The sequence below is a fragment of the Mycobacterium sp. 1245499.0 genome, from assembly GCF_001673615.1.
GTDB classification, from domain to species: domain Bacteria; phylum Actinomycetota; class Actinomycetes; order Mycobacteriales; family Mycobacteriaceae; genus Mycobacterium; species Mycobacterium europaeum_A.
This window is the reverse complement of record NZ_LZMG01000087.1, coordinates 1-11,975: the sequence shown is the minus strand read 5'-3', so window position 1 is coordinate 11,975 and position 11,975 is coordinate 1. Positions and strand designations below refer to the sequence as shown.

General features: G+C 66.1%; 13 protein-coding genes. 11 read left to right on the top strand and 2 right to left on the bottom strand.

Annotation, left to right across the window (positions count from 1 at the left end; genetic code table 11):
* Positions 1-42: 42 nt before the first annotated feature.
* The 6 genes from A5646_RS04635 to A5646_RS04610 all read left to right on the top strand — a co-directional run bounded on the left by A5646_RS04635 (position 43) and on the right by A5646_RS04610 (position 5,442).
* Positions 43-900, top strand: a complete 858-nt coding sequence (locus A5646_RS04635; protein ID WP_066868827.1) for an SDR family oxidoreductase — start codon at positions 43-45, stop codon at positions 898-900.
* 47 nt (positions 901-947) lie between these two features.
* Positions 948-1,331: a DUF1330 domain-containing protein gene (locus tag A5646_RS04630; RefSeq protein WP_066882503.1), complete on the top strand. Its 384-nt coding sequence runs from the start codon at positions 948-950 to the stop codon at positions 1,329-1,331.
* 61 nt (positions 1,332-1,392) lie between these two features.
* Positions 1,393-2,748 carry a wax ester/triacylglycerol synthase family O-acyltransferase gene (locus A5646_RS04625; RefSeq protein ID WP_066882505.1) on the top strand — a complete coding sequence of 452 codons (1,356 nt, stop codon included), beginning with the start codon at positions 1,393-1,395 and terminating at the stop codon, positions 2,746-2,748.
* 6 nt (positions 2,749-2,754) lie between these two features.
* Positions 2,755-3,240 carry an NUDIX domain-containing protein gene (locus A5646_RS04620; protein ID WP_066868836.1) on the top strand — a complete coding sequence of 162 codons (486 nt, stop codon included), beginning with the start codon at positions 2,755-2,757 and terminating at the stop codon, positions 3,238-3,240.
* Position 3,241: 1 nt separating this feature from the next.
* The gene (locus tag A5646_RS04615) at positions 3,242-4,147 is read left to right on the top strand and encodes a haloalkane dehalogenase (protein WP_066868840.1); all 906 of its coding nucleotides are present in this window, start codon (positions 3,242-3,244) and stop codon (positions 4,145-4,147) included.
* A 35-nt stretch (positions 4,148-4,182) separates the two neighbouring features.
* Positions 4,183-5,442: a cytochrome P450 gene (locus tag A5646_RS04610; protein ID WP_066868844.1), complete on the top strand. Its 1,260-nt coding sequence runs from the start codon at positions 4,183-4,185 to the stop codon at positions 5,440-5,442.
* On the opposite strand, the gene A5646_RS04605 is transcribed toward A5646_RS04610, so the two are convergent.
* Positions 5,439-5,807 (bottom strand): hypothetical protein, encoded by a 369-nt coding sequence (locus A5646_RS04605; protein ID WP_066868847.1) that lies wholly within the window; start codon positions 5,805-5,807, stop codon positions 5,439-5,441. The two genes, A5646_RS04610 and A5646_RS04605, sit on opposite strands and share 4 nt — an antisense overlap.
* 84 nt (positions 5,808-5,891) lie before the next feature.
* Between A5646_RS04605 and A5646_RS04600 the strand changes: the two genes are divergently transcribed.
* Entirely contained in the window at positions 5,892-6,179 is a 288-nt protein-coding gene (locus A5646_RS04600; protein ID WP_066868849.1) for a hypothetical protein, read from the top strand.
* 56 nt (positions 6,180-6,235) lie between these two features.
* Positions 6,236-7,480 carry an HNH endonuclease signature motif containing protein gene (locus A5646_RS04595; protein ID WP_067020238.1) on the top strand — a complete coding sequence of 415 codons (1,245 nt, stop codon included), beginning with the start codon at positions 6,236-6,238 and terminating at the stop codon, positions 7,478-7,480.
* Between the two features lie 67 nt (positions 7,481-7,547).
* On the opposite strand, the gene A5646_RS04590 is transcribed toward A5646_RS04595, so the two are convergent.
* Positions 7,548-8,627, bottom strand: coding sequence for an ATP-dependent DNA ligase (locus tag A5646_RS04590; RefSeq protein ID WP_066868247.1), 1,080 nt, complete (start codon positions 8,625-8,627; stop codon positions 7,548-7,550).
* A 26-nt stretch (positions 8,628-8,653) separates the two neighbouring features.
* Between A5646_RS04590 and ligD the strand changes: the two genes are divergently transcribed.
* The 3 genes from ligD to A5646_RS04575 all read left to right on the top strand — a co-directional run.
* Positions 8,654-9,685 (top strand): non-homologous end-joining DNA ligase, encoded by a 1,032-nt coding sequence (gene ligD / locus A5646_RS04585; protein ID WP_066868249.1) that lies wholly within the window; start codon positions 8,654-8,656, stop codon positions 9,683-9,685.
* A 516-nt stretch (positions 9,686-10,201) separates the two neighbouring features.
* Positions 10,202-10,384, top strand: a complete 183-nt coding sequence (locus A5646_RS04580; RefSeq protein ID WP_156749049.1) for a hypothetical protein — start codon at positions 10,202-10,204, stop codon at positions 10,382-10,384.
* Positions 10,385-10,714: 330 nt separating this feature from the next.
* Positions 10,715-11,975 (top strand): DUF2961 domain-containing protein (locus A5646_RS04575; protein ID WP_156765518.1); only part of this gene is annotated, 1,261 nt, incomplete at its 3' end.

Sequence of the window (11,975 nt, the reverse complement as noted above, 5' to 3'; positions counted from 1 at the left end):
CAGTGACTGTCAACAATCGACGGTTTCGGGAGAGGGTCTGTGATGAGCGTCCTGGAGGGCAAAATCGCGATCGTCACCGGCACCAGCCGCGGCGTGGGCGTGGGCATCGCCCATGAACTACTGCGCGCCGGCGCGACCGTGATCGGCTGCTCGCGCTCACCGCTGGACGCGATCCCCGGCATCGAACCGGACTGGGCGCACCGGGCCTCGCAAAAGGTGTGCGACCAGGGCGACTACCGCTCGATCGACGCGTTCGTCGCGGATGTCGTGGCCACCCACGGCCGGGTCGACATCCTGGTCAACAATGCGGGCGGCACCGTTCCGGCGCCCCACGCCGAGAGCATTCCCGAACTGGTGCAGCGTATTCAGGGCGCGCCCGCCGCCGACGACGACTACGCGCGCACCGCCCTGTTTCACTCGTTCGCCGTGCAGATGAACCTGATCAGCCCGCTATGGTTCGCGATCCGCGCCTATCGGCAGATGCAGAACCAGGATGGGGTGGGCTGCGTCATCAACATCTCCAGCGGCGCCGGCCATCCTGCCGGATCGCCAACGCTGGTCTCCTACGGGGCGGCCAAAAGCGGCCTCAATCACCTCACCCGGTCGCTGGCCGAAGAGTGGGGACCCAAGGTGCGGGTCAACTGCATCGCCCTGGGGCCCACGATGACCGAGAACTTCCGATCGTTCGTGCTGCCCAAGGACGACCCCGATGGCGCAAGGTATTTCGCCGCCGTCCCGTTGCGCCGAGCCGGCGAACCCGCAGAGGTCGGACGGGTCTGCGTTTTCCTGGCCGGCGGTCAGGCCGACTTCGTCAACGGCACCACCATTGAATGCGACGGTGGCATGCTTCCCGGTGTGCTCTACGAGGCGGGACTGAAGACGATCACCGACCTGCTCTGACCGCCGTCGGCATCCGGCCAGACCAGAACCAGCGCAAGGAGATTCACATGAGCGGTCTAGAGCCCACGCCCGAGCAGTTCGCCGCGCTCGCCGCGCGACCGGCCGATGAACCGGTGGTGATGGTCAACCTGCTCAAGTTCAAACCCGAGGGCGGGCTGCAGAGCTACCTGCAATACGGCCGGGAAGTGGTTCCCCATCTCGAGCGGGTGGGCGCCACCCTGCGTTATGCCGGGGGAGCACCGTCGGTGGTCATCGGCGATGGCGAACACCCTTGGTGGGACGCGATTCTCATCGTCGAATATCCTGCCCCGCAGGCCTTCATCGACATGGTGACGATCCCGGAGTATGCGAAGGTGCACGAGCATCGCGCCGCCGGCCTGGACCGCGGAGACCTGATCGCGACCTCGACATGGACGATGGCCTCCGAGTGACCTGACGCGTCCGATCGCGCTATGCCTTTCCGGATCAGACCGAAATGGGTCTAATGGGTGGATGGAACTGATAAAGCCCACCGACGCGATCTTCCTGCTGGGAGAATCTCGCGAACATCCCATGCACGTCGGAGGCTTGCAGTTGTTCGAGCCCCCGCCGGGCGCCGGCCGCGGCTTCGTTCGCGACCTCTATAAGAGCCTGGTCGCTCAGCGGGATTTCCAGCCCACGTTTCGCAAACATCCCGCGAGCTTCGTCGGCGGCATCGCCAGCCTGGGCTGGTCGTACGACGACGACGTCGACATCGACTACCACGTCCGGCGTTCGGCGCTGCCGTCGCCCAAACGCGTCCGCGAATTGCTCGAACTCACGTCGCGGTGGCATAGCAGCCTGCTGGACCGGCACCGCCCGCTGTGGGAGACCCACATCATCGAAGGTCTGAAAGACGGCCGGTTCGCTATCTACACGAAGGTCCACCACGCGCTGATCGACGGTGTCTCGGCCCAGAAGCTGATGCAGCGCGCGCTGTCGACCGACCACGACGACCTCGAGATCCGCGCCCCGTGGGGACTGCGCAAACCCAAGCGCAAATCCGCCCCGTCATCTCCATTGCGCTCACTGGCCCGGACCGCGGGATCCGTTGCGGCACTGGCACCCTCGACGCTGGTTCTGGCGCGTGCCGCGCTGCTGGAGCAGCAGCTTACGTTGCCCTTCGGGGCGCCGAAGACCATGTTGAACGTCAAGATCGGCGGCGCTCGTCGCTGCGCCGCGCAGTCCTGGTCGCTGGACCGCATCAAAACCGTGAAGAAGGCCGCGGGGGTCACGGTGAACGACGTCGTGTTGGCCATGTGCTCGGGCGCCCTGCGCTACTACCTGCTCGAGCAGGACGCGCTACCGGACACGCCGCTGATCGCGATGGTCCCGGTGAGCCTGCGCACCGACGAGGAGGCCGACACCGGTGGCAATTTGGTCGGGGCCATTCTGTGCAACCTCGCGACCGACACCGACGACCCGGCGCAACGTCTGCTGACCATCAGCGAGTCGATGCGCAGCAACAAGAAGGTGTTCTCGCAGTTGCCGCGGCTTCAGGCACTGGCGCTGTCCGCCGTCAATACGTCGGCGCTGGCGTTGGCGGCGGTTCCGGGCTGGGTGACATCGACGTCACCCCCGTTCAACATCATCATTTCGAACGTGCCGGGGCCGACGCAGCCGATCTACTACGGGGGCGCCCGGCTCGACGGCAACTACCCGCTGTCCATCGCGCTGGACGGCCAAGCGCTGAACATCACCCTGGCCAACAACGCCGGGAATCTGGACTTCGGTCTGGTGGGATGCCGGCGCAGTGTGCCGCACCTGCAACGCCTGCTCGCGCATCTGGAGTCCTCCCTGAAGGACTTGGAACGCGCTGTCGGAGCATAGGATTCGATGGCGAAGCTGAGCGCGGGTGTGATGCTGTTTCGGATCCGCGATGGCGTCGTCGAGGTGTTGCTCGCGCATCCGGGCGGACCGTTCTGGGTCCGCAAGGACGACGGCGCATGGTCGATCCCGAAAGGGGAGTACACCGACGGGGAGGAGCCCTGGGTGGCCGCGCAGCGCGAGTTCACCGAGGAGCTGGGTCTGCCGGTGCCACCCGGACCGCGCGTCGACCTCGGTCAGCTGAAACAGTCTGGCGGCAAGGTAGTGACCGCTTTCGCCGTCGGCAGCGACCTCGACATCACCGATGCGCGCAGCAACACTTTTGAACTGGAATGGCCGAAAGGATCGGGCAAGCTGCGCGAGTTCCCCGAGGTCGACCGCGTGGGATGGTTCGCGATGGCAACCGCGCGGACCAAACTATTGAAGGGCCAGCACGGCTTTCTCGACCGGTTGATGGCGGACCCGGGCGTGGCCGGACTGTCCGAGGGAGCCTGACATGCAAACGTTGCGAACACCCGACGACCGGTTCGACGGGCTGCCCGAGTTCCCCTACCCGCCAAGGTATTGCGAGGTGCCCGACGACGAAGGCGGCGCACTGCGCGTGGCGTGGGTTCAGGACGGCCCGGACAGCGCCGACCCGATTCTCATGCTGCACGGCGAACCGTCGTGGTCGTACCTGTACCGCAAGATGATTCCGATTCTGGCCGCCGCCGGCCATCGCGTGATCTGCCCCGACCTCGTCGGGTTCGGCCGCTCGGACAAGCCGACCCGCCGCGAAGACCACAGCTACGCGCGCCATGTCGAGTGGATGCGGGCGACGGCCTTCGATGTGCTTGACCTTCGCAACGTCACCCTGGTGGGTCAGGACTGGGGCGGGCTGATCGGATTGCGGCTCGCCGCGGAGCATCCGGAACGTTTTGCCCGGGTGGTCGTCGCCAACACCGGGCTGCCCAACGGCGAGCAGCCCATGGCCGATGTTTGGTGGCGCTTCCGCGAAGCCATCACCTCGGCTCCGACGCTGGATGTCGGCGCGTTCGTCGCGGGCGGTTGTCGCACGCGGCTGAGCGAGCGGGTGCGGGCCGGTTATGACGCGCCGTTCCCCACTGACGACTACTGCGCGGGGCCACGCGCCATGCCCGGCCTGGTACCAACGTCGCCGGACGATCCCGCCGCGGCGGCGAACAAGTCCGCGTGGGCCAGGCTGTCGGCGAGCGCGACACCCATGCTGGTCGCGTTCAGCGACAGCGACCCGATCACCGGGCCGATGGCCGCAATCTTTCAGCGAGAGATGCGCGGCGCGCAGGGAATCGATCACCCGGTGATCCGGGGCGCCGGGCATTTCTTGCAGGAGGACGCCGGAGAGGAACTCGCCGGCCACATCGCGGAGTTCTTGCGCCGCTGAGTTGGGCGCTGCCGGGCGGCGGGCACAATGTCAGCATGACGACCGCGCCGACCGAGTCCACCAGACCCGACGAATTGTTGGTGCGGCTGCTGGACCCGGCGGTCCGGGCCGACCCCTACCCGCTGTTCGCGCAGTTTCGCGAACGGGGAGCGTTCGCCTTGCCGGAGGGCAACCTCGCGGTGTTCGCGAACTACCGCGACTGCGACGACGCGTTGCGCCACCCGTCATCGAGCAACGACCGGCTCAAGTCGACCGCCGCCCGCGCACAGATCGAGGCGCAGACCCAGCAGCTGCTCGAGGCGGGTGCCGAGGCGCCGCCGCAGACGCCGCCGGGGTTCTTGTTCCTGGACCCGCCGGACCACACGCGGCTGCGCAAACTGGTCAGCAAGGCCTTCGCGCCGAAGGTGGTGAGCGCGCTGCAACCCGACATCAGCACGCTGATAGACGGCTTGCTGGACCGGATCGCCGAAAAGGGGCGGTTCGAGGTGGTCGAGGACCTCGCCTACCCGCTGCCGGTGGCGGTCATCTGCCGATTGCTCGGCGTACCGCTCGAGGACGAACCGCATTTCAGCCGGGTGTCCGCGCTACTGGCCCAATCGCTGGACCCGTTCGTCGCCTTCACCGGAACGCCGTCGGACAACCTCAAGGAGCGGATGGACGCCGGAATGTGGTTGCGCGCCTACCTGCACGGCCTGATCGACCGGCGACGCTCGCGCCCCGGTGACGACCTGATGTCGGGTCTGATCGCCGTGGAAGAGTCGGGCGACCAGCTGACCGAGGAGGAGATCGTGTCCACCTGCGTCCTATTGCTGGTCGCCGGTCACGAGACCACCGTGAACCTGATCGGCAACGCCGTCCTGGCGATGCTGCGCCAACCGCCGCAATGGATCGCCCTCGGCGCCGACGCCAACCGCGCCCCGGCGGTCATCGAGGAGACGCTGCGCTACGACCCGCCGGTGCAGATGATCGCCCGAACTGCGGCCGACGGCATGGCAATTGGGGGCATCGAGGTGCCCGCCGGCGACATCATGATGCTGCTGACCGCCGCCGCCCAGCGCGACCCCGCCGAATACGACCGTCCCGACGTCTTCGACCCGGATCGAAAAGCCATGCGGCACTTGGGGTTCGGTCGTGGAGCACATTACTGCCTGGGCGCGCCGCTGGCCCGGCTGGAAGCCGGTGTGGCGCTGTCGGCGGTGACGGCGCGTTTCCCGAACGCCCGGTTGGACGGCGAGCCGCGGTACAAGACCAACGTCACGTTGCGCGGGCTGTCGCAGCTGATGGTCGCGGTCTAATCCCGCTCCCACGGCGGGCTTTCGTCCATCTTCTTGTAGTACTTCGCCAAGTGGCTCTTGATCCGATCGACATCGGCCGTGGGCACGTCGATACCGCCCCGCGCGCCGTCCATGATGGCGCCGGCCGCCATCACGCCGCGTGGCACGGCTTTGAGGTCGCCGTCGATGACGTCGGCGATCAGCAGCTTGTAGGCGGTGAAATTGTCCTTTTTGTCGCCGTCGTACCAGACGTGGGCGTCGCGGTACTTCTGGTTCGGACCGTCCTGGGCATCGGCCCACTTACGCACCCGCTTCTCGGCCGCGTCACCGTCCCACTTGCGGTCACGATCGGCCAACGGCAGATCTTGAAAGGCTGTGACTGACATGGTGGCCGCGTGCCCGCTGTAGTCGGGGCTTAAACGAGACCAAAACCGCTTACCCAAGCGGTAGCGTCGTGACGGGAGGCAACCATGAAGCGCAGCATCGTTGGTGGAACGGCTGCCCTGCTGACGGCCGCAGGGCTGATTGCCTCGGCGCCGCCCGCCGGCGCCGGCTGCCAGTACGGGGGACCCGTACTCAGCAAGTGCGACGGCCCCGTCCAGCCCGACGGCACCTGGCAACGTTGCGTCGCGGTCACCCGCCTGGTTCCCAATGGCGCCAGTTCCTACCTCGTGCCCGACAATCACTGCGGCCTGATGGGTCCCGGCCAGCAGCCCTCGGATTTCACCTTCGCCGATCCACCGACGCACATCGACTGAGCCGGGAACGTGGTTTGGGCGGCCGTGATGTCGTACCCGGTTGCGATGATGACGTCATGTCCCCGACCGCGACTGCAGCCAGCGTCGAAGCGTCCCCGAAGGAACGTCTCGGGGAGCTCTTCGACGAACTGGCGGAGTTGACCGGTCAGCGCAATGCGATTGATGGGCGCGTCGTGGAGATCGTGGCCGAGATCGACCGCGACGAGTTGTGCGGGATGACCGGGGCGCGGTCGGTGCCGGCGTTGGTGGCCTGGAAGACGGGGTGTTCGTCGGCAAATGCGCGCACGATCGCCACCATCGCGAGCCGGCTGGAGGAGTTCCCGCGCTGCGCGGCGGGCATGCGCGAGGGCCGGCTGTCGCTGGACCAGGTTGGGGTGATCGCGGCGCGGGCCGGCGAGGGCTCTGATGAGCATTACGCCGAGCTTGCCGCGGTGGCCACGGTCAGCCAGTTGCGTACCGCGGTCAAGCTCGAACCGCGGCCCGACCCCAAGCCCCGGCCCGAGCTTGAGCGCTCGCTCACCGCGACCGCCACCGAGACGGGCAGTTGCTACCGGATCACCCTTCCGCACGATGACGCCGCGAAGTTCGACGCCGCGGTGGCGTCGCATCGTGAGGCGCTGATCGCCGAGTGGAAACACGATCAGGCCACCGGCGCGGGTGATCAGCGGCCGCCGTTGCCGGGCACGGTCGAGGCATTCATGCGCCTGGTCGAGACCGGCTGGGACGCCGAGGCGGCGCGGCGCCCGCACGGACAGCACACCACCGTGGTGGTGCACCTCGACGTGGAAAAACCCACCGCGGCGCTGCATCTGGGTCCGCTGCTCTCCGATGCCGACCGCCGCTATCTCACTTGTGATGCCACCGGTGAGGTCTGGTTCGAACGCCGCGGCGAGGTCATCGGTGCCGGGCGGGCCACGCGGGTGATCAACCGGCGGCTGCGCCGCGCGCTCGAGTACCGCGACCGCACCTGCGCGGTACCCGGCTGCGGCGCCACCCGCGGCCTGCACGCCCACCACATCCGGCACTGGGAAGACGGCGGCCCCACCGAACTAGCCAACCTGGTGCTGCTATGCCCCTACCACCACCGGCTCCACCATCGCGGTGTCATCGCCATCACCGGGCCCGCACACGCACTCGTGGTCCGCGACGACGAAGGCCGAGTACTGAGCCCGGGATCGCTGGCGCGCCCACCCACGGGGCCCCCACCTGCGGTGGCGCCGTGTCCGGGACCGATCGGCGAACGCGCCGACTGGTGGTGGTACACACCCTTCCAACCCCACCCACCACCGACAATTAACTAGGTGCCCCACCGCCGCCGATCATGACCAGCAACGGCCCCAACCTCAAACAGGTTGGAGCATCAGAGAATCAACGCGGACCGAGTCCCGGCACGATGTCGCCCAGGCTGAACGTCGCCGGCTGTTCGAGCTGTTCGTAGGTGCACGAGCGTGGGTCGCGGTCCGGGCGCCACCGGTTGAACTGCGCGGTATGACGAAACCGCCGGCCTTCCATATGGTCATAGCGGACCTCGACCACCCGTTCGGGCCGCAGCGGCACGAACGACAGATCCTTGCCGGCGTTCCAGCGGGAAAATTCGTTCTTCCGAGGCGTCCGTTCGCCGGCTTCGTGCGCGGCCCAATTCCACGGGTGGCCATCGAAATCGGTGACGAGCGACTGTAATTCGCTGAACAGCCGCCGCCGCTCGGCCATCGGGAACGCACCGATCACCCCGACGGACGCCAGTTGGCCGTCATCTTGATACAGACCCAACAACAACGAACCGATCGCGTCGGCACCGGACTTGTGCACCCGATAACCGGCGACCACACAGTCGGCGGTCCGCTCGTGCTTGATCTTGAACATGATCCGCTTGTCCGGCTGATACGTGATGTCCAGCGGCTTGGCGATCACGCCGTCGAGGCCGGCGCCCTCGAATTCGTTGAACCAGCGCTGCGCGGTGTCCAGATCGGTCGTCGCCGGCGTGACGTGGATCATGCGGCCCGGCCGGGCCGCTGAAGACACAGCGTCGATCAGGGCGGCGCGCCGCTCGGTGAAGGGTCGCCGCGTGTAGTCGTCGTCGCCGAGGGCGAGTAAGTCGAACGCTATGAAGGACGCTGGCGTGGTCTGTGCGAGCATGCGCACCCGCGAATCCGCCGGATGAATCCGTTGTTGCAGCGCCTCGAAATCTAGGCCCCGGTCGGTGGCGATGACGATCTCACCGTCGATCACGCAGCGCTGCGGCAGCTCGGCCCTCACCGCGGCGACCAGCTCGGGGAAGTAGCGGGTCATCGGCCGTTCATTGCGACTGCCCAGCTCGACCTGGTCGTGGTCGCGAAAGCAGATCGACCTGAAGCCGTCCCACTTGGGCTCGTAGGACGCATCGGCGGGAATCGAGCGCACCGACTTCGCCAGCATCGGCGACACCGGCGGCATGACAGGGAGGTCCATAGCCTGATTGTGCTGGAATCGGAGGTATGGCTGCTGCAGAAGAGCTCGACGTCGACGGCATAGCGGTGCGGCTGACCAATCCGGACAAGGTGTATTTCCCCAAACTGGGATCGAAAGGCACCAAGCGGCACCTGGTGGATTACTACCGTGCCGTGGCGGGTGGTCCGATGCTCGACGCGCTGCGCGACCGGCCCACCCACCTGCAGCGGTTCCCGGACGGCGTGGACGGCGAGGAGATCTACCAGAAGCGGATCCCGCAGCACCATCCCGACTACCTGCAGACGTGCCGGGTGACCTTTCCGTCGGGGCGGACCGCCGACGCGCTGAAGGTCACCCATCCGGCGGCTGTCGTGTGGGCGGCGCAGATGGGCACGGTCACCCTGCACCCATGGCAGGTGCGCTGCCCGGACACCGACCACCCCGACGAACTGCGCATCGATCTGGATCCGCAGCCCGGCGTCGCCTTCGACCAGGCGCGCACGGTCGCGGTCGACGTGCTGCGGCCGCTGCTCGACGAACTGGGGCTGGCGGGATACCCGAAGACATCGGGCGGTCGCGGTATCCACGTGTTCCTGAGGATCGCGACCGATTGGGACTTCATCGAGGTACGCCGTGCCGGCATCGCCTTGGCCCGCGAGGTCGAGCGCCGTGCGCCCGATGCCGTCACCACCTCCTGGTGGAAGGAAGAACGTGGCGAGCGCATCTTCATCGACTTCAACCAGAACGCCCGGGACCGCACCATGGCGTCGGCGTATTCGGTGCGACGCACGCCGATCGCGACCGTTTCGATGCCACTGACATGGGACGAGCTGGCCGACGCCGAGCCGGACGATTACACCATGGCGACCGTGCCCGATCTAATCAAGGGCCGGGAAGACCCTTGGGCCGCAATGGATGATGCGGCCCAATCGATCGCTGCCCTATTGGAAATGGCCGACGCCGACGAGGCGCGCGGGCTGGGGGACATGCCGTATCCGCCGAACTACCCGAAAATGCCCGGCGAGCCCAAACGCGTTCAGCCCAGCCGGGATCGAGATCTCAAAAACGAGAAGGACTAGCCGAAACGCGCGGACTTTCCTCGGCCGCGTTTTACCGTCCCGCGCCGCTGCGCCCAAGTGAGGATCTCAACGCTATCACTCGGGGCGTCCACGCAAAAGGCATTGCATTGCGCCGCAGTGGCTTGAGCCGATTTGTCACGGTGACAACTTGGAACTTCAATCCCGTGATGCCAACCGGATTCAAACCGCACGAATTCCCGTACCCGATCCGTCAAGGCGTCGGGGCCAACGGCTTTGAACCTTTTGGCCGAGGAGAATAGTTTACCGCCATCGCGTGCAAAGGCCACCCAAGCAATTCGCGACGAGCGTGCGCGCCCCGAATAGAACCGATGGCGCCGGCAAACCCTTGCGGCCCAGCGTTTTTCGTGCCACCGGGGATCGGCTCATGCTGTCACGTTCCTATCCGCCAGGCCGGCGCGTAGCGGAATTTGACCGTGCGAATGCGGACACCCAATGCCATGGAGAAACTACTCGACAGGCCCAGGAAACGGGCCCTACCACGCAATGGACGCGGGGGTGATCCAGACCCTGCCGGTAGCCCGGCAGACCTACATCGTGCAGGTCAGATTGGGTCCGCAATCGATTGTTATCGGCGTCGTGCAGCCGGAAGCCGTGATGGCGGTGAAGGTGAGGATCAAACCAAGAACAACTTTGTATTTCAGACCAGACATGACCACTCCGTCCGTAGGAGAAATCTGACGCCCGAGAGTAGGAATATTACGCGCCGCGCCCTCGTATGAGTATGGGAATGAGTAATTTTCATTCAATTACTTCACCTGACTGAAAGCCGTCGAGTAGCGGTCGTCAATTTGGGCCGTCTTACGGCGCCAGTTCAGAAAGTTACCGCCAAAGTCGAGTTCTGCTGTGCCGCAAAGGGGTACTTGAATGCCGATCGGCGCCGTGGCGCAAACGTGTTGGCTAAAAACAGGATATAAACTCGTTTTAACGGCAGAAATCGGACTTTCAGTACGGAATTCCTCACGAGGCTCAACTGCGGGTACGAAATCTCGTTCCGTAGGCTCAGGTGCTATGTCGGTGGCAGCTCGGTTATGCACCGTGACATTCGCGTTGCTGCTGTCGACAATTCCCGTCGCCGGCGCGGCCGCCGCGGAGCCGGCCGCGCCGGTGACGAAACAAATCGGCGAAAGATTGGTCGGCTGGGACACCTATCGGCGGCTCGATCGGCTGCCGTATTTGCACCCCGGCTCGCAGACTCTGCAGGTATCCAGCTTCGATCGCAGTGGCGGCGATTACGACATATCGACGGGCAATCGCAACGGCAGCGGCGGGTGCTTGGCGCCGGGAGGCGCCGGCTGCGTCATCGCGGAGGATCACGGTGCCGGAGAGATCGAATCGATCTGGTTGACCCGCGACGGCGGCAATCTTCGCGCACTCGGAAACATCCGCATCGAGCTGGACGGGCAGACCGTGGTCGACACCCCGCTGCAATCGTTGGTCGACGGCAACATGGGGGCACCGTTCGTGTGGCCGCTGGTCGCCAACGCCGCTCAATCGCCGGGAGGCGACTACATCAAGGTGCCGATGCCGTATCGGCGTTCGATGCGGGTCAGCGTCACATCCCATTTGGAGTACTACCACGTCGACTATCGGCAGTTTCCCAACGCCGACGGGGTCGACACCTTTTCACCGACCGACCCCGCGCTCGACGTGCTGGACATGCTGCGAGCCGCCGGTACGGCCGACCCCAAACCGGCCGCCACGGTTGCCGCGCACACCAATCGGGTCATCGAGCTGGCCCCCAGCGCCGGACAAACCATCGCCGAAACGACTGGCCCGGCGACTGTTTCGGCACTGCGGCTGCAGCTGCCCGAGCCGGCGACTGCGCAGCTGACCACCTTGCGGCTACAGATCGAGTTCGACGGCCGGACCATGGTGGACTCCCCATTAGGTGAGTTCTTCGGCGCCGGGCTGGGGGCCAACCCCGTGCGATCGCTGATGTTCGCCACCACTGCGCAGCACGATGGATCACTGCTGCTATGCGCTTGGTGGCCAATGCCTTTCGCGCAGTCAGCGCGCGTAACACTGGTCAACGCGGGCGCGGATGTGGTGTCGGGGATAGACAGCGACGTCGCCACCACTCCCGATGCCCAGTGGGCGCCCGCGCTGAGCAGCGGCCGAGCCGGCTACTTCACCGCGCGCTCGCATGCCGGGCCGACGGCACTCGGCCAGGACTGGCTGTTCGCCGAGGAACAGGGACGCGGCGCCGTCGGTGTAGACCCGCTCGGCACCCTCGAGAAAGTAAGGGGCATCGTCACTGAACGCCGTTTTG

Excerpts from the sequence above, each read along its gene's own strand:
- A5646_RS04635 (WP_066868827.1), top strand. The coding sequence starts at position 43 with ATGAGCGTCCTGGAGGGCAAAATCGCGATCGTCACCGGCACCAGCCGC.
- A5646_RS04630 (WP_066882503.1), top strand. The coding sequence starts at position 948 with ATGAGCGGTCTAGAGCCCACGCCCGAGCAGTTCGCCGCGCTCGCCGCG.
- A5646_RS04625 (WP_066882505.1), top strand. The coding sequence starts at position 1,393 with ATGGAACTGATAAAGCCCACCGACGCGATCTTCCTGCTGGGAGAATCT.
- A5646_RS04620 (WP_066868836.1), top strand. The coding sequence starts at position 2,755 with ATGGCGAAGCTGAGCGCGGGTGTGATGCTGTTTCGGATCCGCGATGGC.
- A5646_RS04615 (WP_066868840.1), top strand. The coding sequence starts at position 3,242 with ATGCAAACGTTGCGAACACCCGACGACCGGTTCGACGGGCTGCCCGAG.
- A5646_RS04610 (WP_066868844.1), top strand. The coding sequence starts at position 4,183 with ATGACGACCGCGCCGACCGAGTCCACCAGACCCGACGAATTGTTGGTG.
- A5646_RS04605 (WP_066868847.1), bottom strand. The coding sequence starts at position 5,807 with ATGTCAGTCACAGCCTTTCAAGATCTGCCGTTGGCCGATCGTGACCGC.
- A5646_RS04600 (WP_066868849.1), top strand. The coding sequence starts at position 5,892 with ATGAAGCGCAGCATCGTTGGTGGAACGGCTGCCCTGCTGACGGCCGCA.
- A5646_RS04595 (WP_067020238.1), top strand. The coding sequence starts at position 6,236 with ATGTCCCCGACCGCGACTGCAGCCAGCGTCGAAGCGTCCCCGAAGGAA.
- A5646_RS04590 (WP_066868247.1), bottom strand. The coding sequence starts at position 8,627 with ATGGACCTCCCTGTCATGCCGCCGGTGTCGCCGATGCTGGCGAAGTCG.
- ligD (WP_066868249.1), top strand. The coding sequence starts at position 8,654 with ATGGCTGCTGCAGAAGAGCTCGACGTCGACGGCATAGCGGTGCGGCTG.